The sequence below is a fragment of the Flavobacterium mesophilum genome (assembly GCF_039581405.1).
Lineage (GTDB): Bacteria > Bacteroidota > Bacteroidia > Flavobacteriales > Flavobacteriaceae > Flavobacterium.
Genome location: NZ_JBCPXZ010000002.1, coordinates 199,280 through 222,222 on the forward strand (window position 1 = coordinate 199,280; position 22,943 = coordinate 222,222).

At 34.4% G+C, this 22,943-nt stretch carries 17 protein-coding genes; 1 reads left to right on the forward strand and 16 read right to left on the reverse strand.

Annotation, left to right across the window (positions count from 1 at the left end; genetic code table 11):
- Window positions 1-198: 198 nt before the first annotated feature.
- From AAYQ19_RS05365 to AAYQ19_RS05395, 7 genes are all read right to left on the reverse strand, one after another.
- Window positions 199-942, reverse strand: a complete 744-nt coding sequence (locus AAYQ19_RS05365; RefSeq protein ID WP_343534679.1) for a rhamnogalacturonan acetylesterase — start codon at window positions 940-942, stop codon at window positions 199-201.
- Between the two features lie 130 nt (window positions 943-1,072).
- Window positions 1,073-2,419 (reverse strand): glycoside hydrolase family 28 protein, encoded by a 1,347-nt coding sequence (locus AAYQ19_RS05370; RefSeq protein WP_343534681.1) that lies wholly within the window; start codon window positions 2,417-2,419, stop codon window positions 1,073-1,075.
- A gap of 22 nt (window positions 2,420-2,441) precedes the next feature.
- Window positions 2,442-4,439 (reverse strand): pectate lyase, encoded by a 1,998-nt coding sequence (pelA, locus tag AAYQ19_RS05375; protein ID WP_343534683.1) that lies wholly within the window; start codon window positions 4,437-4,439, stop codon window positions 2,442-2,444.
- A 7-nt stretch (window positions 4,440-4,446) separates the two neighbouring features.
- The gene (locus AAYQ19_RS05380) at window positions 4,447-6,045 is read right to left on the reverse strand and encodes a glycoside hydrolase family 43 protein (RefSeq protein WP_343534685.1); all 1,599 of its coding nucleotides are present in this window, start codon (window positions 6,043-6,045) and stop codon (window positions 4,447-4,449) included.
- A 132-nt stretch (window positions 6,046-6,177) separates the two neighbouring features.
- Window positions 6,178-7,389 (reverse strand): glycoside hydrolase family 88/105 protein, encoded by a 1,212-nt coding sequence (locus AAYQ19_RS05385; protein ID WP_343534687.1) that lies wholly within the window; start codon window positions 7,387-7,389, stop codon window positions 6,178-6,180.
- Window positions 7,390-7,428: 39 nt separating this feature from the next.
- Window positions 7,429-8,364, reverse strand: a complete 936-nt coding sequence (locus tag AAYQ19_RS05390) for an alpha/beta hydrolase fold domain-containing protein (protein WP_343534689.1) — start codon at window positions 8,362-8,364, stop codon at window positions 7,429-7,431.
- 209 nt (window positions 8,365-8,573) lie between these two features.
- Entirely contained in the window at window positions 8,574-10,013 is a 1,440-nt protein-coding gene (locus AAYQ19_RS05395; RefSeq protein WP_343534691.1) for a glycoside hydrolase family 28 protein, read from the reverse strand.
- 288 nt (window positions 10,014-10,301) lie between these two features.
- Between AAYQ19_RS05395 and AAYQ19_RS05400 the strand changes: the two genes are divergently transcribed.
- A complete protein-coding gene (locus AAYQ19_RS05400; RefSeq protein WP_343534693.1) occupies window positions 10,302-11,330 on the forward strand; it encodes a LacI family DNA-binding transcriptional regulator in 1,029 nt (342 codons plus the stop codon).
- A 256-nt stretch (window positions 11,331-11,586) separates the two neighbouring features.
- Here AAYQ19_RS05400 and AAYQ19_RS05405 read toward each other — a convergent pair whose 3' ends face one another.
- The 9 genes from AAYQ19_RS05405 to AAYQ19_RS05445 all read right to left on the reverse strand — a co-directional run bounded on the left by AAYQ19_RS05405 (window position 11,587) and on the right by AAYQ19_RS05445 (window position 22,726).
- Entirely contained in the window at window positions 11,587-13,206 is a 1,620-nt protein-coding gene (locus AAYQ19_RS05405; RefSeq protein WP_343534695.1) for a UxaA family hydrolase, read from the reverse strand.
- 18 nt (window positions 13,207-13,224) lie between these two features.
- A complete protein-coding gene (locus AAYQ19_RS05410) occupies window positions 13,225-14,673 on the reverse strand; it encodes a tagaturonate reductase (protein ID WP_343534697.1) in 1,449 nt (482 codons plus the stop codon).
- A 218-nt stretch (window positions 14,674-14,891) separates the two neighbouring features.
- Complete coding sequence (locus AAYQ19_RS05415; RefSeq protein WP_343534699.1) at window positions 14,892-15,563, reverse strand: bifunctional 4-hydroxy-2-oxoglutarate aldolase/2-dehydro-3-deoxy-phosphogluconate aldolase; 672 nt, start codon at window positions 15,561-15,563, stop codon at window positions 14,892-14,894.
- A 7-nt stretch (window positions 15,564-15,570) separates the two neighbouring features.
- Window positions 15,571-16,593: a PfkB family carbohydrate kinase gene (locus AAYQ19_RS05420; protein ID WP_343534701.1), complete on the reverse strand. Its 1,023-nt coding sequence runs from the start codon at window positions 16,591-16,593 to the stop codon at window positions 15,571-15,573.
- Window positions 16,594-16,606: 13 nt separating this feature from the next.
- Window positions 16,607-18,010, reverse strand: a complete 1,404-nt coding sequence (gene uxaC, locus AAYQ19_RS05425) for a glucuronate isomerase (protein ID WP_343534703.1) — start codon at window positions 18,008-18,010, stop codon at window positions 16,607-16,609.
- Window positions 18,011-18,035: 25 nt separating this feature from the next.
- On the reverse strand, window positions 18,036-18,827 hold the full coding sequence (locus AAYQ19_RS05430; RefSeq protein ID WP_343534705.1) for a gluconate 5-dehydrogenase: 792 nt from the start codon (window positions 18,825-18,827) through the stop codon (window positions 18,036-18,038).
- A gap of 5 nt (window positions 18,828-18,832) precedes the next feature.
- Window positions 18,833-19,672, reverse strand: coding sequence for a 5-dehydro-4-deoxy-D-glucuronate isomerase (kduI, locus tag AAYQ19_RS05435; RefSeq protein ID WP_343534707.1), 840 nt, complete (start codon window positions 19,670-19,672; stop codon window positions 18,833-18,835).
- Window positions 19,673-19,772: 100 nt separating this feature from the next.
- Entirely contained in the window at window positions 19,773-21,089 is a 1,317-nt protein-coding gene (locus AAYQ19_RS05440) for an MFS transporter (RefSeq protein ID WP_343534709.1), read from the reverse strand.
- Between the two features lie 44 nt (window positions 21,090-21,133).
- On the reverse strand, window positions 21,134-22,726 hold the full coding sequence (locus AAYQ19_RS05445; RefSeq protein ID WP_343534711.1) for an MFS transporter: 1,593 nt from the start codon (window positions 22,724-22,726) through the stop codon (window positions 21,134-21,136).
- Between the last annotated feature and the right edge of the window lie 217 nt (window positions 22,727-22,943).

The window sequence follows — 22,943 nt, forward strand, 5'->3', positions numbered from 1 at the left end:
TCTTGAAAATTTAAAATAACAGGCTGATAAAAGGAATATAGCCAACAGCTCTTTTGAAAAAAAACTTTATACGAGTAGACAAAACCATTATTAAAAAAACAAATAATAGGGTTTCTTTAAAGAGCTATCAAAATTACTGAAAATCAATAAATTATTTAAAACAATTTATTGATTTTTAGCAAAGTGAAAAATGGAATATTATTTTATTCCTTTTTGAAGTTTAGTAAGAGAAGAATCGCTTAAAGCTTTAAGCTGATTGATTACGATCTGAGCAATTTTATTTGCACCTAATAAAGAAAGATGTGTATCGTCTTTTTTCTCATCTTTATAGTAAGGCACTTCTCCAGCTTTAAAATGCAAATGAAGCTGTTTTGACTTTTCAGGACCATAAGACTGTTCCAATAATTCTGTATAATATTCTAAATCTATAAAAGGCACTTTATATTCTTGTGCCACTAAGCGAGTTTCTAATGGATAATCACCATGAGTAGGAACCAAAACACCTTTTTCATTAAAATTACGACGGGCAATTGAAGTCAATAAAATTGGAATTGCTCCTTTTTCTCTGCTTTCTTTAACGAACTTTATTAAATTGTATCGATACGCTGTATGCGGATTTGTATAACGCGTTGAATCTTCGATTTTTTCATCATTGTGTCCAAATTCGATAAAAACATAATCGCCTTTTCTAAGCTTTTTATAAATTGAGTCCCAGCGGTTTTCGTTAATAAAACTTTTTGTGCTTCTTCCATTTACTGCCTTATTTACAACCATTATATCATCATTAAAATAAGATTGCAAAACCTGCGCCCAGCCATGTTCTGGATTACGATCTGGATCTTTTTTGTTCGCCATCGTAGAATCACCAATACAATACAATGTAGTTTTTTGTGCGAAACAAGCTGATGTGATTAACAATATTATGAGAAGATATTTTTTCATTTTTGTTGTTTATTTAATACTGTTTGAATATCCGTCAAAACAAAGCCAGAAACCTGTGAACCTTTGTCCCTTTGTCCCTTTGTTACTTTGTCCCTTTGTTACTTTGTTACTTTGTCCCTAAGAAAAAAACTTATTTCGCCGCTGTAGGCACAGTCGCTTTCTTTCCTATAAAAACATCAGTCATCAAGACATTTTCGGCATTCTCATTTGAAAGTGCATTTTTTGCTTCTTTGATTTCAATGTTTTTCAATGAAATATTTTTGATTTTTTTATCTGGAAATCCTTGAATTACAATTCCGGATTCAGTTGCTTTGTTGCAAATAATATTTTCAAAAAAAACATTTGAAATCTCAGATTGATATCCTTTTCCTTCACCGTGATAATTTGCCGTGATATACAAGCAATCTTCAACTTCATCTAAATTGATATTTTTAACAAAAACATTTTTTATATAACCGCCACGATCAGCATTTGTTTTCAAATAAATCCCTCTTTTTAAATAACCAGCTGTTTTACAATTTTCTACGAAAACATTCTGAACTCCCGCAGACATTTCACTGCCAATTACTACACCATGAAGGCCTATAAAATTACAATTTCTGATTACAATATTTTCACTCGGAGTTTCTGTATTGGCTCTGCCTTCATGATCTCGTCCGGCTTTTATGGCAACATTATCATCTCCATTATTAAACGTTACGTTTTCAATCAAAACATCCTTTGCATACTCTGGATCGATTCCATCATTATTGTAATTCAACGATTTATAACTGATGCCGCGAATTGTAACACTTTGTGATTTTAAAAGATGAAGGCACCAAAAAGGCGAATTCTCGATTCTGATATTCTCCACCAGAATATTTTTGCAGTTAAAAAATTGAATCATTTGTGGGCGAAGAAAATACCCCTCTCCAAATTTTCTGTCTTTCAACGGAGCATTATTATGGTTCATTTCTCGACTCAACATTTTACCTTTCTCTTCTTGTTTTTTAAAGCTTTTCCAGGTATTTCCTCCTTCACCATCAATAGTTCCTTCTCCAGTTATCGTAATATTACTACAATCGTAAGCATAAATAAGCGGACTGTAGTTGTAGAGCATTGTGCCTTCCCAACTAGTCAGAACCATTGGATAATCTTTAGGATTGTCACTGAATTTTATTTTTGCTCCTTTTTCAATTTTAAGATTGACGTTGCTTACAAAATGAATTGGTCCGTTGATTTTATATGTCCCTTTTGGTATAATGATAGTGCCACCATTATTCTTCTTGCATAATGCCATTGCTTTGTCAAAAACCAATTTGTTATTTGAAATTGAATCGCCTTTTGCACCAAGCTTCAAGATATTAATCTCATAAGACGGAATAACTGGAAGCTGAATTCTCTTGACAATTGAATCCACTTTTGAAGTTGGAAATTCACTTTTTTGAGCAAAAGAAATAGCCGAAATCAATAAAAATACAAAGCATTTAAAATTCATAATAACATCTTTAAAATGTAAATTATTTGGAATACCAATTCGGCACATTATCTTTCAAAATATTTTCTATGGTATATTTTTCTGCATCCGCTTTTTTTAGCTGATAAGACCACGCCACTCTTTTTGTTGGCTGAAATCCTTCACCAGAACAATTATACTCGGCATAAAAAGCTGTTTTTTCAGCTTCAGGTTTCGACCAGTTTTCCCAACCTTCTGGCCTAATTTGTTTGCCCAATTCACAATTAAAAAAAACTGTTTTGGCATAGATGCGCCAAGGCCTTCCTAAATAGACAGCATTTGCAGCAGGTTCAGCCGTTAATTTGCAAGTTTTGAAAACAAATCCAAAAGGACAGCCCTCCGGTGTTGAAGCAGCCGTTATGTACGAGTTTTTTATGCTATGAATTTCGCAGTTTTCAAATAAAGCGGTAGCGCTACCAAAAATAAAATCAGTTGTACCTTCGATATAACAATTTAGAAAATACTGTTTTGCATCTTTGCCAGATAAATACAACGTATCTTGGTTACCAAGAATATTGCAGTTCGAAATTTTAGCTCGATTAGCAACTACAGACAATGCAATGGCCTGTCCATTATCTCCTGAAGCATTTTTAATTGTTAAGTTTGAAGCTGCAAAATCATCCCCTTCAACCAAAACAGTATAGGTGTAAAAAGTGCTATTTCGACCGACGTTGATTTTCGAAAAATTGTCATCAAACGTAATTATAGTTTTCTCCTTGCTTTCACCTTGCAAAACGACGTTTGTATTCCATTCCGGAATACGGACTTTTTCATTGTAAATTCCGTTTTTTATTATCACAGTCACCTTTTCGTATGGAAATGCTGGACACGCATAAATAGCATCTTGAATTTTGGTAAAATCACCCGAACCATCTTGAGCAACAGTAAGTAATGTTACATTTTTTTTATCTGAAGTCGAAACTTTTGTACCGTTTTTAACTGCCCATTCTGGGAATTTTTTCAAAACTTCTTTTGGCGCATCCGAGTACCATGAATACCCATTTCTTCGCTCAGAACCAATTTGGTCCAAAGATTTTTTCTTGATTCCGTCACGATCGCAAAAGAAAGGCTCATTGGTTTCCAAATCTATAAATCTTGCCCATATTGGCCCTGCATTTGTGGCTGGAATCATCTTTTTATCAATGATTTTCCCTTCATCATTCAAAACTCTCTTTTCTTCTAAATTGGTGATTTTTGTTTTGTCAAACCAAGCAACAGCACTTTTTACCGAAGTAATAATTTCTCTAGAAGGCTTTTCTACTGACATTAAAAGCAATACAATTTTTGCAGATTCACCACCGCTCAACGACGCCAATTCAAAAGCTCTTGCATTTGCTGGAGCAAGTGTAAATTCATCATGTTGCGCGCACCATGCCGTCAAAACACCATTTTGTTTGTATTGCGTTTTTAGAATACAATCGATTCCTTTATCAAAAGCTTTTTTACATTTTGCAACAACTTCTTTTGATGGTTTTATGCTATAAAAGTCAGTCTCTTCCCCTATTTGTTTCAAGACATTCATAATATTTACCATCGAATCATCATTGTATGTAATATGCGTATAATATCCTTTTTTAAGCGGATAAAACTGTGGCCAACCTCCATTTGCATATTGCGCTTCTAACAAATAATTTACTCCTTTCAAAAATGATTCTTTGTATCTTTCATCTTTAACCTGCAAGTACATTCTAGACATAAAAAGCATTTCTTGGCAAGTCGCGCCATTATCAGTCGTAGTTTCTACAGCTGTTTTTTTGAGCGCTACTAAATCTTTTTTTTGAGCAGGTGTCAATTCATCTTGCATGGCAATATTTTTTGGCCAACCGCCAATATTTCTCTGATAAAGCAAAACATTTTCAGCTACTTTTTTAGCCTCATCAGTTCCAAACCATGCATCATCGTGCTTACGAATAAAACTAGACCAACTTTTGTAGTCACTTTGAGCGTATGTACTCAATCCTACAAAAAACAAAAAAAACATTATTATTTTTACTCGAATCATCTCAATATTATTTAGTAATTCTAAACCAATCTACCGCAACATTTCCTGAATCATTCGTGATTTTTTCGCTCAAAGCAAAAAGACCAACTTTGGCTCCAATCCATTTTCCTTCTTTTGAAGTAAAATCATCTCCAATTGGCTGGTATTTTTTATCATCCAAACTGTAATAAAAACTGCAGATTCCTCCTTTTTTGATTTTAACTCTCAAGTAAATTGTATTATTGGAAATCAAAACCGGATTTGTTTCCGTCTCTTCAATTTTCTTATCAAAAGTCCCAGTCTTTTGATTTAGATATAATTTTCCATTATCATTTTTTAGGTTTAAATAACTGTAATCTAATCCCATGATGATCAAACCTGTTGTTTCACCATTCAATCTCGTGTTGAAAGTCAATTTTGCAGTTGCAGTAAACTCTTCAGCAGGAAATTTTTGAAGAAGCAAATTAGGTGCTTCAAAAATTTTCTTGCTGTCTTTGATTGTTGGTACACAGTATAAACTCAAATATCCTAAACTGGTTGGAAATCCCCAATTGTTTTGTGCATTTGCCTGCCATTGCCATTGCAAGCCCAATTTCGGCAAATTAAACTCATCTGATTCTGCGGGAGTTTCAATTGGATATTTCTTGCCAACATTTGGTTTTTTAAAAGTAGTTACTGGTTCGCCGATTCCATTTTTATCAAAATCCTGCCCCATTACCGGCCAATCATTTTCCCATTTCATTGGCTGAAGATGAACAATTCTTCCATAAGCGCCTTTGTCCTGAAAATGTATAAACCAGTCTTCACCCGTTTGCGTTTGAACCCACGCTCCTTGATGCGGGCCGTTTATGTTTGTTTTTCCTTGTTCTAAAACTTTCTTTTTTTCATACGGTCCGAAAACATTTTTAGATCTTAAAACGGTCTGCCATCCAGTTGAAACTCCTCCAGCTGGAGCAAAAATGTAGTAATAATTATTTCGTTTATAAAACTTCGGCCCCTCGATTGTTCCCTCACCATCATGACCGTCAATAACCATCACTTCGTCATTATTGGTTACAGTTCCTTCTGAATTCATACTGCAAACAACTAGCAAGCTTTTGATCTTTGCACGGCTTCCTGCAAAAGCATGAACCAAATATACTTTTCCATCATCATCCCAAAGCGGACTCGGGTCAATTAATCCTGATCCAGCTTTTACTAAAACTGGCTCTGACCAAGGTCCTTCAGCTTTTTGAGCCTTAATCATATAGATTCCAAAATCTGGATCTGGATAATAAATATAAAATTCATTGTTGTGAAAATTGATGCTTGGTGCCCAAACTCCATTTCCGTGCTGTACTTTGTCAAAAGTTTCCGTTGGTGTCTGTTTTATAAGTGCGTGGCCGATAATTTTCCAATTCACTAAATCTTTAGAATGCAAAATTGGAAGCCCAGGAATACAGTTAAAAGACGATGCCGTCATATAAAAATCATCGCCTACGCGAACGGCATCCGGATCTGAATAATCTGCATGAATAATTGGATTTGTATACGTTCCGTCTCCATTGTCAGGCACCCAAACCTGCGAAAAGTTTTTCTGAGAAGAAAACACAGACAATAAAAGAAAGAGGAAATTTATTTTTTTCATTTTAATATTTCTTTTGAAAACGAGTGCCCTAGCCCCGATAGAGCCGGTATCCTTTTTGTAACGCGATAGCGGGACAAAAAGATATAGGCGAAAGCGGGAAATAGCTCCTTATTCTAAAACTTAAACTTGATTTTATCTATTTAATTCTAAAGCTGCCAAAATAAATGGTCCAGTTGCTTTAGGATCGTTATCTTTCTTTTTCTCTTTTACGTAATATTCGTAAGAACCATCTCTGTAAGGAGTTCCTCCTAAACCAGCCACTTGACACGCTTGCGTCAATGTGATAGTTCCATCAGCATCTACTTTCATCAATTTTGTAGTCAAACCGTCAAATGCCTTATTCGCCAATTTTTTATATTTTGCTGGCAAATACCCTTTATTTGCTCCTTTTGCAAAAGCATATGCAAACATTGAAGATCCAGACGCTTCTAAATAATTTCCTTCTTTACCACCTTTGTCTGTAACTTGATACCACAATCCAGATTTATCTTGATATTTAGCCAAAGCATCGCACGCATTATTTAAATATTTTACCAATTCTTTGTGCTTTGGATGTTCTTTTGGCATATAATCTAAAACATCAACAAGTGCCATTACATACCATCCTAAAGCTCTTGACCAAAAGTTTGGAGAGTTTCCTGTTTCTTTATTTGCCCATGGCATTTTTTTGCTTGAATCCCAACCGTGATATAACAAACCAGTTTTTGGATCTGTTGCATGAAGCTGAATTTCTTCAAATTGTTTTGCTACGTCATCTAAATATTTTCCGTTTTCAAAAGTAACCGTGTATTGTGCATAAAATGGCTCACCCATATACAAACCATCTAGCCACATTTGATTTGGATAAATATTTTTATGCCAAAATCCGCCTTCTGGTGTTCTCGGCTGTTCTGATAATTGTTTGCGCAACAATTGCATTGCTTTCAAGTATTTTTCCTCTTTTGTTTTTGCATAAATATCAAAAAGCAAGCGACCAGAAACAACCATGTCAATATTGTATTTATCCAATTCATAAGACTTAATTGTTCCGTCATTTTGAACCAAAGCATCTACATAACCTTTTACATAAACTGGATATCTCGGATCTGGATTCTTTTTGTACAATTCTTCAAAACCATGCAAAACCAATCCATGAACATAATCCCATTTTGGCGCTTTTGAATCATCGATCATATACGCTTCTGGATGGCGTTTCATCAAAGTCAAAGCCATTTTATCTGACCATTTTGAGTTTTTTGAAATAACGATTTCTTTTTCCTGAGAAATTGCTTTAGAGCTTGTAAAAGCAACTAAACAAGTTATTGCAGCCGATGCGAAATATCCAAGTTTTCTGTTATTTTTCATTTTAAAATATTTTAAGTTTTGCTTCTTTTCGTTTCGTAATTATTTAAAAATTTTATCCAAAAATTGTGTGATATAGCCTTCCATTTCTGTAAACCAAGGTTCAAAAAACCAAAATGAATGAGGCGAATCCTTGATTGTCTTTACATCATTATAGATTTTATACTGATTTAAAATCGCAATCATATCATCTCTTCCAGCATGAAATCGATCGAAACTGCTGTTTATAAAAAGAATTGGTGGCGTATTTTTATCGCTATGGCTTAAAGCCGATGCATTTTTCCAGTTTTCAGGATTTTCCTCATAAGAACCTTTTAGCCAAAACGATGCCATTTCTCCTTCTTGAGATTCCGGATGCTTAAAAGCTAAAATTCCATCGACGTCAATAATTGCATTTACTTTTGATGAAGATTTGCTCTTAAAACTTGAATCTTCAAAAGCTGAATTTCCATTGGTTGTCCCAATCAGCGCTGCCATTTGTCCGCCTGAAGAACAGCCTAAAACCGTAATTTTATTTGGATCGACATGAAATTTTTTAGCATTATCTTTTATGAACTTAATTGCATTTTTTACGTCATAAACCGCATTTGGATATTTTGCCTCCAATGACAATCTATACTCCACAGGAAAACAAGAATACCCTTTTGAAGCAATATCTTGAGCCATAATCTGCATATGACTTTTATTTCCAGATCTCCAGCCTCCGCCATGAATCATAATTACGGCCGGATTTGCTTTTTTGCTATTATAAAAATAAGCATCTAGATGCAATTTCCTTTCTCCTATAGCATTATAAACCAAATCATTTATTTGACTTACATTCTTATCTTTTTTTTCCTTTGCAATTGTGATGAAAGGATATTTTTTGATTAATTTATTGTAGGTACTTTTAACCGTGTATGAAGTGTCAATGCTATACTGGCTCTGAGCTGTGACAGCATTTAAAAACAATAAAAAAAAGAATATTATTTTTTTCATTTTAGAACTTCTAATTTAGTTAAGAAAGGAGTTCGATATGCGATCAAACTCCTTTTTTAACAACTTCAAAAAACAACTTTCTTAAAAAATCATCAAATTATTACTAACCAAGATTTTTGAAAAATAAAAACACAAAATCGATTTTTATTTCTTTTTGATAATTATTTGAAAGCTTACAATTGGTTTGGTTATAAAGAAAATTAAGTGGTTTAATTTTTAATGGATTCCATTTTCTTTCCGTTGATATAGGTATTAATAAAATTTACCTTGTTCACATTTTTCAACGAATAAACAGAATCAACTTTTGCTATTGTCACATTCTTGAACGTAATATTTTCGATTGGTGATTCTTTGTAGCCATCTGCCAAAATCCCAAATTTCCCTCCATTTTTCACCTTAACATTCTCAAGGCTGATATTTTTAATCGTCGGAATAAAATTCCCAACTTGACTTCCATAAATATCATAAAACATTGTCACTCTCAACACGCATTCTTTTACAGTTCCCACTTCAATATTTCGAACATAAATATCTTCGGTAGTTCCGCCACGTTTTGAATTTGTTTTAATTCTGATAGCTCGATCCAATTCAGGACTATCCATCACACAATTTTCAACATATACATTATTTACGCCTGCTGTAATTTCGCTTCCCATTACAACTCCACCATGACCATCGATCATTTTACAATTCTGAACGATAATATTTTTGCTCGGGATTCCCACTCTTCTACCGTCGGCATCTCTTCCCGATTTAATTGCGATACAATCATCACCAGTATTGAATGTACAATTTCTAATAATTACATTTTGAGAATATTCAGGGTCACAACCATCATTATTTGGTCCGTGGCTATTTACAGTAACTCCATCAATAATGACATTATTTGATTTTAAAGGATGTAAAATCCAAAAAGGAGCATTTACAACCGTAATATCTTTTACTAAAACCGTATTACATTCAAAAAATTCAATAAAATTAGGGCGTAAATAATGGCCTTCTCCAAAAATACGTTCGGCAACTGGAACATCTTTTTCAGCCATTTCAACTAAATTATCACGATTCAGCGGATCATGCTGTGATGGTTGTCCTTTATCCCAGCCGAATCTTTTACTGCCACACCATGGCCACCAAGTTGTATTATTAGCTTGACCATTCAAAGTTCCTTTTCCAGTTATTGCAACATTAGTTTTTCCTTTTGCAGAAATCAGCGGTGAATGATTCATTAATTCTGTTCCTTCCCATGAAGTGTGTACCAAAGGATAATCTTTTGAATTAGTACTGAAAAGAATTTCCGCTTGATCTTCTAAATGCAAATTAACATTGCTTTCTAAGCGAATTGGTCCTGTCAAATATTTTCCATTTGGTACCAAAACTTTTCCTCCTCCATTAGCAGAACATTCCTTAATTGCTTTTTCGAAAGCAAGTGTATTCATTGTTTTTCCATCAGCAACAGCGCCAAAATCATTAATATTATAAGTCTTATTTACAAAATGTGTTTCAGGAATACTTTTTACAATTAATTCCATCTTTTTCCAAGGATCAGTTTCAGAAGTACTAGACACTTGTTTTCCGCATGAAGTAATCAATAAAGAAAACACTCCTAAAAAAGTGATTGATTTTAATGCTATAGACTTATTTGTAATCATTTACGCAGTATTTAATAGTTTTGACAACAAATCGACGACTAATTATGTAATCGATTACACGAAAGTATAAAAATTGTTTGTACAGAACAAATTTATTTAGAAATAATTTATATATTTAATTTTTATTTGCGATAATATTTACAGTTAACATAAAAAAACACATAATTTTTTATCATTGTAGAGCTTAAAACGTTTGCGTTACTAATTATGTAATCGATAACAAAAAAATATTGTCATATATAAAAAAAATGTATTTTTGTTTAAAATTAAATCTGAAAACCTTTTTTAATGAGCGAAAAAATAACTATTTATGATATTGCCAAGAAATTGAATATCACTGCTGCCACTGTTTCCAGAGCTTTAAATAACAACCCGAAAATAAAGGAAAGCACTAGAGAATTGGTTATCAAAACCGCTGCATCGATGAACTATAAGCAAAACAAACTTGCTTTAGCATTAAAAAGCGGAAGAAGCAACAATATCGGCGTTATTGTTCCTCGTATTGACAGCAATTTTTTTGCATCTGTTATTAGAGGTATTGAAGAAGAACTTCATCCTCATGGTTATCAGGTAATTATTTGTCAGACACACGAAAGTGCAAAAAGAGAAAACGAAAATCTATATACTTTAATCGACGCCCAGGTTGATGGAATTATGATGTCGGTTACTGATGTTGCGGATGAAAATACTGGCGCTTTTAATTATGTACTGGAGAAAAACGTTCCGCTAATCTTTTTCGACCGTAGCAAGCATATTGACGGAGTAAGCTCTGTTACAGTTAATGACTTTAAAGGTGGTTATGTTGCAACCAAACATTTAATAAATGAAGGATGCCGTGCAATTGCGCATTTTTCAGGAGATCAATCTCTTGAAATTTTCAAAAACAGGTTTTTAGGCTACAAACAAGCATTATTAGACAATGGACTCACTTTTAAAGAAGAATATGTTATTCGTACCAAAAGTAGTGTTGAAGCCGGAAAAGAAGCAATCAATGCTCTTTTAGCTTTAGAAACACCTCCTGATGCATTATTTTCTGCCAGTGATTTTGCCGCTTTAGGAGCAATTCAAGAATTAAAAGAAAAAAACATCCGTATTCCTGAAGAATTTTGCGTTGCTGGTTTTAGTAACGAGCCATTTACTAAATTCATGGAATTATCAATTACTTCTGTTGATCAATCGCCTCTCGAAATGGGAAAAATGTCTGCTAGAGTTTTCTTGGAACAAGTGGACAAAACCGATACTATAAAAATTGAAAAAAAGGTGGTTCTTGCACCGGAATTGCATATTCGCAAATCTTCTTCTAGAACAAACGCCTAATTAAGTCAAAAGTCAAAAGTCGAAAGCTGTAGCGCTATATAAATAAGACATTAGTCTTCTTAAAAATTTTAAACCATATAAGTCATATAAGACAATTTAAGCTTTGTCTATAAATATGATTTATATGGTTTCTTTTTTTAGCACAATATTTTAAATGAATTTATATAACTTATATAGTAAAAAAAAAGACGCACAACAGTGCGTCTTCATATAAAACTTTATCCCTTTGTAACTCTGTAACTTTGAGCCTAAAAAACTATAATGAAACTCCTCTTTTCCAAGGAATAAATACATCTTGTTTCAACTGGTCTGCTTTTGTTTCCACGTTTCCGCTCGCCAATTCTATAATGTAATCTACTATTTCTGCTCCAACCTCAGTAATGGTTTTTTCACCAGTAATCACCGTTCCGGCATTTACATCGATAATATCAGACATTCTATTAATTAATGCCGTGTTCGAAGAAATTTTTACAACGGGTGCAATCGGATTTCCCATCGGATTTCCTAAACCTGTGGTAAATAAAACAACTGTTGCGCCAGATCCAACCAATCCTGTTGTACATTCTGCGTCATTTCCTGGCGTATTTAAAAGATTTAATCCTGGTTTTGAAATATATTCTCCGTAATCTAAAACATCTACAACAGGTGAAGTTCCACCTTTTTTAGCTGCGCCAGCAGATTTCATTGCATCTGTAATTAATCCGTCTTTGATATTTCCCGGAGATGGATTCATATCAAACCCTGAACCTGCATCTACAACTGATTTTTCAAAAGCTTTCATTAAAGTTAAAAACTTATCTGCTTTTTCTTCGTCCACGCATCTATTCATCAATTCTTGCTCAACGCCACATAATTCTGGAAACTCTGCCAAAATTGTTTTCCCTCCCAAAGCTGCAAAAATATCTGAAACAATTCCTAATGCCGGATTAGCAGAAATTCCGGAAAATCCATCAGACCCTCCACATTCTAAACCAATACTTAGCTTTGAAAGAGGAGCAGGTTTGCGTTCAATTTTGTTAGCTCTTTTAATGGCTTCATAAGAATCTTTAATCACCATTTGAAACATTTGATCAGTAGTTCCAATTTGTTGTTGCTCATAGATCAAAATTTCTTTATCACTATTCGGACTCATTTCTTTCAATGCCTTTTTAAAAATATCAACTTGCAAATTTTGGCAACCTAAACTTAAAACAGTTGCACCTGCAACATTTGGGTTGTTCACATATCCTGCAAGCAGTTTTGCCAACAATTCTGAATCTTGTCGAATCCCTCCACAACCACCTTGATGATTGATAAATTTTACTTCGACATTATCTAAAAGATTTTCATTTAAATTTTTATCCGAAACTTCTTCTACACTTTTTTCTTCAATTAAAGAGCGTAACAAATTTTTATAAGAAACTTCTTTTTTGGGCATTAATTCGTTTTCAAAAATATCTTTCAGTTTTTCGATATTTTTGTTTTCGCAAAAAACCAATGGAAAAAATAACCAAACGTTTTTGGTTCCAACTTGTCCATCAGTACGGTGGTATCCGTTGAAAGTTTTATCTTTCCAACGATCTACATTTGGTGGAGTCCAACCTAAATTTCCGTTTTTACCAAAAACTTTTTCACTTTGATGTTTTACATTTTCGGTGGTAATTACTTCTCCTTTTTTTATAGGTTTAACAGCTTTTCCAACCAAAACACCGTACATTACAATATCATTACCAATTGAAAAATCATTCTCTGCGATTTTATGTTTTGCTTTAACATCAGTTGTTGGTGTGACAGTGGTTCCTTCAAACATAATTTGTTCGTTTTGTACCAAATCGGTTAAAGCGACAATTACGTTATCTGCTGGGTTGACTTTTATTAATTTTTTTTGCGTTGCCATAACTATCGTATGTAATTCTTAATTAAATTGTTTTTGAAAATTGATGAAACCCTGCTCAACGCCGTTTGCATCAATTTCTTCTAAGGCTTTTGCAATTGCATCTGTCAATGAAGGAATTTCAGTCAAATCTTCATCCCAGAAACTTTTGTTTTGCAAAGTCAATCTTGCTATTTTATTGTAATCATCTGAAGTCCAAAGTCCATTGAAAAATGAAACGATATCCTCACTGTCCTGAACTGGAAGATTTTCGCCTTTCCATGTTCCTTTATAAAAACGAATCAAACATGCAAATGCAAATGTCAAATGAACTGGAAGTTTTTTGTTTACATCAACATAACCTGTTAAACTCGGTAATACACGAACTTTGAATTTAGAAATTGAATTCAGTGCAATTGAAGACAATAAATGCTTGATAAACGGATTTCTAAAACGATCTAAGATCTCTTCTGCAAAACTTGTCAGCTCTGCTCTATCCATGTTTAGAGTTTCGTTAATCTCATCAAAAACCGCTTTATTTACAAATTCTCCTGTAAAGGCGTTATCAACAGTCTCTTTTACAGTTTCGTTTCCATAAAGCAATGAAAACGGCACCATTGCAGTATGAGCTCCATTTAAGATTCTCACTTTACGCGTACGATATGGCTGCATGTCTGCAACTATTTTCACATCTAAATCTGTTTTTTCAAAAGGAAGTTTTGCTTTTAATTTGTCATCACCTTCAATCACCCATAAAAAGAAACTTTCAGCACTTACAATCAAGTCGTCTTTGTAAAGTAGCTGGCTGTTGTATTCTTCGATTTGGTCTTTTGGATACCCCGGAACAATTCTGTCAACCAAAGTATTATGAAAAGAACAATCGTTTGTTAGCCATGATTTAAAATCTTCTCCAAGATTCCAGTCATTGCTATATTTCAAAACAATTTCCTTTAAAGTATCTGAATTATAGTTAATTAATTCACAAGGAATAATTGTCAAAGCCTTTGATTTATCGCCATTAAAATGCTTAAATCTCTCATACAAAAGTACGGTTAATTTTGCAGGGAAAGAAACCGGAGGCGTCATTGAAGCACTATCTGAAGCGATATATTCAATTCCAGCTTCAGTTGTATTTGAAATGATGAATTCTAATTCTTCTTCTTTGGCTAAAGCCAAAAATTCTTGAAAAGAAGCATAAGGATCTACCGCTTTTACAATATTGGTAATCAATTCCTTTTCCTGAATTTCCTGTCCTTTTTTAACACCTTTCATGAATAAAGTGTACAGACCATCCTGATCATTAATCATATTCACCAAACCTCTGTCAATAGGTTGTACAACTGCAATACCGGCATTGAAATCTGCTTTTTTGTTCAATTCCTGAATCGCATATTCTACAAAAGCTCTCAAGAAATTTCCTTCTCCAAATTGTACAATTTTTATAGGAAGCCTATGTGAAAACTCCGTATTTGATCTGTTTATTTTTTCCATTATTCTAAATTTCCATTAAGTGTTATAATAACCCTATTCATTGCCTTATTTTGTGGGGATTTGATTCATATTGTAAAAGAAACATTACACCTGAAAGAGTAAAATAAATCCTGCTGTGAGGAGTGACAAGATTTATTTTGCAAGCGTAATGTTCAATTACAACATCTAAAACTCTAAAAAAAACCGCATGCCAAATAAGGAATTGGTATGATTATTCCCTATTTATTTTTAATATTTTTGATGATATCCAAAACCTGACTTACTTTAGTTTGCAAACCGTCATAGTCTTTTTTATCTAATATATCTTTTGAAATTAATTGCGAACCTAAACCAACACAAGTTGCTCCAGCATTCAACCAAGAACTCAAACTTTCAACCGTTGGGTAAACACCGCCTGTAGGCATAATGTTTGTCCACGGACATGGTCCTTTTATTGCTTTAATAAATTCCGGTCCGTAAATATCAGCTGGAAATAATTTTACAATTTCACAGCCTAATTCTTCAGCTCTGGCAATTTCAGAAAGCGTACCACAACCCGGTGACCATAAAACTTTGCGTCGGTTACAAGCGATTGCGATATCTTCTCTAAAAACCGGTGTTACAATGAAATTTGCTCCCAAACTCATATAAAGCGAAGCTGAAGCCGCATCTGTAACTGAACCTACTCCAAGCATCATTCCTGGTAATTCAGCCAAAGCATATTTATTTAAAGCTCCGAAAACTTCATGAGCAAAATCACCTCTGCTTGTAAACTCCATTAAACGTGAACCGCCGTCGTAACAAGCTTTCAATACTTTTTTACTTAATTCTATATCAGAATGAAAAAACAACGGAACCATTCCGTCCTCTTTCATTTGCTGTGCTACTTCAATTCTTGAATATCTTGCCATTTCTTTTTTATCTTGATACTAATGCCGAACCGTCGCCATCAATCATGTTTTCTACTTCTTTCAAAGTCACCAAGTTATAGTCGCCCGCAATCGTGTGTTTTAAACAACAAGCTGCAACTGCAAAATCCAAGGCTCTTTGATTATTATTTTTATATTGAAGCAAACCATAAATCAAACCGCCCATAAAAGCATCACCGCTTCCTACTCGGTCAACTACTGGCGTCACTTCTTTTACTGCTGCCTGATAAATTGCTTTTCCATCGAACAGAATTCCTCCTATCCTTTGATGTGAAGCACTTACCGAATAACGCAAAGTCGTTGCTACAGTTTTTAAATTTGGAATCAATTCAAACAGTTTTGTGTATAAAACTGGCAATGATTTCTCATCTTGATAATTCGGATTCACTTTCGGAATTCCCAACATGAAATAAGCCGTATCAATGTCACCTAAAATCACATTACTGTATTTCAACATTTCAGGCATTACTTCGCTTGGTGTTTTTCCGTATTGCCATAATTTCGAACGATAATTCAAATCGCATGAAATCATGATTCCTTTTTTATGCGCTACTTTAATTGCTTCTAAGCAAGCTTCAGCAGCACTTTCAGAAATCGCTGGCGTTATACCGCTCCAATGAAACCATTCTGCACCTTCTAAAACCTTATCCCAATCGATAATTCCCTTTTGAATAGTTGCCATCGAACTGTGCGCACGGTCATAAACTACATTACTACCTCGTGTTCCCGCTCCAGTTTCAAGAAAATAAATTCCCAAACGCTCTCCACCAAAAGTTATATTTTGGGTTCCTACGTTCATTTTTCGCATTTCCTTTAATGCCGATCCTCCAATTTCATTTTCTGGCAATCTTGTTACAAACTCAGCATTTACGCCGTAATTTGCTAAAGAAACACAAACATTAAATTCACCGCCACCATAAGTCGCACCAAATGCTGTAGACTGTGAAAAACGCAAGTGCCTTTCTGTTGATAAACGCAACATGATTTCTCCAAATGCAACTACTTTACTCATCTTAAATACTCAATTAAAATTTAAAATATTCTTTTGCATTGTGGTATGAAATATCAGAAACTAATTTTCCAATCCATTCCATATCATTTGGAAGCTCACCACGTTTAATTTCATCTCCTAGAAGATTACATAAAATACGTCTGAAATATTCGTGTCTAGGGAAAGACAAGAAACTTCTAGAATCTGTCAACATTCCAACGAAACAGCTAATTAAGCCCATATTTGAAAGCGCGTTCAACTGTTTTGTCATCCCGTCTTTTTGATCCAAAAACCACCATCCTGAACCAAATTGTACTTTTCCACGAACGCTACCGTCGTTGAAATTTCCAATCATAGTTGCCATAACTTCGTTATCAGCAGGATTTAAGTTGTATATAATTGTTTTAGACAATTTATCTTTACTGTCCAAAGCATTTAAAAAGCTTGATAACTTTTGCGCTTGCGGATAATCTCCAATAGAATCCCATCCTGTATCTGGACCTAAGATTCTGTGCATACGCGCATTGTTGTTTCTTAAAGCGCCTAAGTGAAATTGCTGTACCCATCCAAATTCATGATACGTTTCGCACAAGAACAATAAAATCGCGCTTTGGAATTTTAATGCCTCCTCTGGAGATAATACTCCGTTTTCTCTTTTCTTTTTGAAAATTGCACTTACTTCATTTTCAGTGAAATTTTCAAAATAAATTTGATCTAAACCGTGATCGCTTAATTTGCATCCGTTTGCATTAAAGAATTCAATTCTTTTTCTCAATGCCGATTGCAAATCTGCATAAGTGTTGATTGAAACACCAGCTACTTCACCTAATGTATCAACATAAGCATTGTAACCGTCGTTAGCAATCAAAATCGCTTTATCAGGTCTGAAAGCAGTACTCATTTTGATTCCAGTCGAATTATTTGCGAATTTTTGGTGATATTCTAAAGTATCAATTGGATCTTCAGTAGTACAAACCAATTCAGCGTTTACTTTTTTAAGAAGATTTTGCGTGCTGTATGCTTGCGAATTTATTTTTTCCGAAGTTTCGATATAAATTTTCTCAGCCGATTTTTCATTCAATAAATCATAAATATCAAAATAACGAGCCAATTCCAAGTGCGTCCAGTGGTACAAAGGATTACGCATTGTGTACGGAACTGTTTTCGCCCAATTCAAGAATTTATCTTTATCTGAACCATTTCCTGTTACAAATTGCTCATTAATTCCAAGTGTACGCATTGCACGCCATTTGTAGTGATCACCGTTAATCCAAACTTGAGTAATGTTATCAAAGATTTTATCTTCGGCAATAAACTGCGGATTTAAGTGATTATGGTAATCAATAATTGGCTGATTTTTAGAATAATTATGATATAATTCTTCAGCAAATTTATTTTCTAATAAAAAATTATCATTTATGAATGTATTCGCGCTCATGTCTTTTTAAATAAAATTTTGAGAATTATTCTTCGTTTGATGGTTTTCCTATTGTTGCCAAAATACCGCCATCAACATATAAAATGTGACCGTTTACAAAATCACTAGCTTTTGATGATAAAAATATTGCTGCTCCTGCCAAATCACCTGGATCCCCCCATTTAGCTGCAGGAGTTCTGCTAATGATAAAATCATTAAAAGGATGACCGTCAACTCTGATAGGTTTTGTTTGTTCTGTGGCAAAATATCCAGGACCAATTCCGTTGATTTGAACATTATATTTTGCCCATTCTGTTGCCATATTTTTAGTCAGCATTTTCAAACCACCTTTTGCAGCAGCATAAGCCGAAACTGTATTTCTACCCAATTCACTCATCATTGAGCAAATGTTGATTATTTTCCCTTGTCTTCTTTCAATCATGCCTTTTGCAACATGTTTTGAAACAATAAATGGACTTACTAAATCAATATCAACTACTTCTCTAAAATCTGAAACTTCCATATCCAGAAGCGGAATTCTTTTAATAATTCCAGCATTATTGATTAAGATATCGATTGGACCAACTTCACTTTCAATTTTTTGAACTGCAGCTTTTACTTCTTGCTCTTCTGTAACATTAAATTTGTAACCAACAGCATTAATACCTTCGCTTTTTAATTCAGCTACAGCAACATCAATCTTTTCTTGAGAAGAATTTCCGTTAACCACAATTGTAGCACCCGCTTGTCCTAATCCTTTTGCCATTGCCATTCCAAGTCCGTGTGTACTTCCTGTGATAAGGGCAACTTTTCCTTTTATATCAAATAAGTTTGTCATAATTCTTATCTTAAATCTGTGATTTTGCAAACATCCATATCTCCGTAATCTAAGTTTTCACCAGCCATTCCCCAGATAAAAGTATAATTACTAGTTCCTGATCCCGAGTGAATCGACCAAGGCGGAGAAATAACTGCTTGATGATTGTTCATCCAGATATGTCTTGTTTCTTGTGGTTGTCCCATAAAGTGGCATACAGCTTGATTTTCTGGAATATCTAAGTAGAAATACACTTCCATTCTACGATCGTGAACGTGCGCTGGCATTGTATTCCAAACGCTACCTGGATTTAATTCCGTCATTCCCATTTGCAATTGGCAAGTTGTAACCACACTTCCAATAATCATTTGGTTTACTGTACGGTGGTTAGCTGTTTCCATTGCGCCTAAATTCAATTTATTCGCTTCAGCTAAACTTACTTTTACAGTTGGGTAAGTGGTATGAGCTGGAGCTGAATTAAGATAAAACTTCGCTGGATTTTTGCTGTCATCACTTTTGAAAACGACTTCTTTATTTCCACTTCCAATATATAAAGCATCTTTAAAACCTAACGCATAAGAAGTTCCTTCAACAACAACAGAGCCGCTTCCTCCAACATTAATGATTCCTAATTCTCTTCTTTCTAAAAAATATGGCGCTTTAAGCGGATCGATTGTTTCTAAAACTAAATCACCTTTTACTGGCACCGCAGATCCAGCAATATATCTGTCGTAATGAGAATAAACCAAAACGATTTCATCTTCCTGCATTAAATCATCAATTAAGAATTCTTCTCTTAATTGTTGTGTATCATATTTTTTTACAGCTTCGGGGCTTGATGCGTATCTTGAACTATATTTTGTCATAATTTCTAAATTAATGTAATCGATTGCACAAATTTAATTTTTTATATTGAAATACCATAATTGAAAGCAAAAAAATATTTCACACAAGCCATTTTTTTATTTATAATTCTACTTTTTTCATTTTTGGAACTAGAATATGCATAATCAGCCAAGCCAATAAGTACGATCCTCCACAGATGCAAAACATAATAAAATAACCTGTTTCAATTTTGCCCAACTTGGTATAATAAACAAACATATTTTTTTGAACTACTAAAGTCAACAAGATGCCGCCAAGAGCTCCAAACATCCCACCTAATCCTGTAACAGAAGCTGTTGCTTTTTTAGGAAACATATCTGAAACTGTTGTGAAGATATTTGCACTCCAAGCTTGATGCGCTGAAACCGCCAAACCAATCACTAAAATTGCCCACCACATGTTTATACTTCCTAAATATTGTGAAAACAAAACCGGCAAAACTGCAAACGCATAGAGCAACATACTTGTTTTACGAGCTTTATAAGCCGGCCAATTGTTATTTATTAATTTCAATGGAAGCCAGCCTCCGCCAATACTTCCCACGCTTCCTATCATATACACTAGTGCACAAGGCCAGATAATTTCAGTTGCCGTCAACTTATATTGTTTCATCAAGAAATCTGGAAGCCAGAATAGATAGAACCACCAAACCGGATCTGTAAGTAGTTTCCCTATTGCAAAAGCCCACGTTTGACGGAATGATAATAATTTAATCCAAGAAACTTTTTCTTTTGATTCTTCTTCAGTCACTGTAACCTGATCTGAAGTAATATATTCTAATTCTGCTTGCGACAAACGTTTTTGTTTTTGCGGAACCTCATACAACAAGAACCACAATAAAAGCCAAACAAAACCAACAATACCTGTTAGAATAAAAGCCCATTGCCAACCATAATTCTCTGCAATATGCGGAACGGTCAGTGGCACTATAATTGCACCAATATTACTTCCTGAATTAAAAATTCCTGTTGCCAGGGCTCTTTCTTTCTGCGGAAACCATTCGGCTGTCGCTTTGATTGCTGCCGGAAAATTTCCCGCTTCAGTTACTCCTAAAAATACGCGAGCAATCAAAAACCCTCCCGTGCCCGTTGCAAGCGCATGACCAATTGCCGCTAAACTCCACAATCCTGTCGAAAGTGCATAGCCTAATTTTGTTCCTAATTTATCAATGATTCCTCCCGCAACTAGCATTCCAAGCGCATAAGCAATTTTAAATGCGATCTCAATATTCGAATAATCAATAACCTCTTGTTCTGGTGTCCAATGAAAAGCTTCTGCTAAAAAAGGACGAAGGTAACTTATTACATTCCTGTCTAAATAATTTACAGTTGTTGCAAAAAAGACTAAACTGCATATTGTCCAGCGGTATTTTCCAATTGCTGCGTTGGTTTGGTTCATAATTAGTTGGTTGGTTTAGTTGGTTAGTTAGTTTCAAATCTTGGTTAGAGATCTGTAATTGGTCGGTACTTCGGCACCAAAGTTTTCATTACTATCCAGCCTGCTAAATAACAAACTGCACAGATTGAAAAAATAATCATATAGCCCGAATTAATCCCGTTTACAACAGTTTCTCCAGAAGTTGTAAGTGATTTTAAGAATTCTTCTAGATTCCCCACTCCTCTTTCAGCCAGAAAAGCTTTTTCTGTAACAGCATTTTGAAGCTGTGGATATTTTTCTAATAGTGGTTGACCATTTACTGTGCTCCAATTTCTTTGTGTAAAATCAAATAACACACCTGAGCCTTTGTTTATTAATGTAGAGCCTATTCCTCCTGCTAATCCTCCGATACCGGTAATCGTTGCGATTGCTTTCTTTGGAAACATATCTCCTACTGTAGTAAAAATATTTGCAGACCAAGACTGGTGCGCCGCTCCAGCGATTCCGATAATGATAACCGGCACCCAATAGCTAATATAACCCAATGGTTGTGCTGCTAAAGCCAACAAAGGGAAAAAAGCAAAAATTAGCATCGCCCTCATTCGTCCCTCGTACGGATTCATACCTTTTTTCTCCACGAAATAAGTTGGCAACCATCCTCCAATAATTGACAACAAAGTAATCATATACAGAACAAATAACGGTAAAGCCGCTTGTGTAGAATCCATTCCGTAAACTGAGCTTAAATAAGCCGGTGTCCAAAATAAAAAGAACCACCAAACGCCATCTGTCATGAATTTTCCAAAAGCAAAAGCCCATGTTTGTTTGTATTTAAAACAATCTTTTAGCGATACTTTTGAGCCCGCTTCTGAAACATATCCTAATTTGCTATCTGCAACATCATCTTGCTGAATATAAGCTAATTCTTCTGGACTTACTTTTGCATGTTTTTCTGGCTTATCATACATAAACATCCAGAATCCCATCCAAATAAATCCTAAAGCTCCAATGATTATGAATGACATTTCCCAACCAAAAGATTTAGCTATAAAGGGAATTGTAACTGGTGCCGCTAAAGCCCCAACTGTCGCTCCCGCATTGAAAATACTTGTTGCAAAAGCTCTGTCTTTTTTAGGAAAATATTCTGCTGTAGTTTTAATAGCAGCTGGAAAGTTTCCAGCTTCACCGACAGCTAAAACAAAACGTGCAAAAATGAACAAAGTCACACTTACATTAATCACTAAAGCTGTATCTTGAACCGTGCTTATTATTGCTTTTGAACCATGAAAACCTACGAACCAATCACCAGTAATTATTCCAGAAGTAGCAATACCACAGAAAGCGTGAAGACAAGCTCCAATAGACCAAATCCCGATTGCCCAAAGAAATCCTTTTTTTGTATCTAGCCAATCTACAAATCGGCCTGCAAACAACAACGAAACTGCATAAAATATCGAAAACAAAGCTGTTATGTCTCCATAATCACTGTTTGTCCAGTGAAATTCTGGCGCAATAAAGTCTTTCCATGTTAATGACAGAACTTGACGATCTAAGTAATTGATTGTGGTTGCAAAAAATAGCAAAGCACAAATGCTCCAACGATATTTTCCTGCAGATTTTACGCTTTGGCTGATAGTAGCTGAATCTTCTTGGCTCATGGTTATTTGTATTGTAAAAATTGATGTTTTTTGGTTCTTTTATTTTATCACGAAATCCGAATTAAAAAGCACTAAAAAACAATGATTTAATACAAATAAAACGAAATAATGTAATCGATTGCACAAATATAGTTTTTAATCTTTATATTCCAAATAAATTATATAAAAAATTATTTTAATCCAGAAAATAAACATATCGCACAAAAAAAATAATACA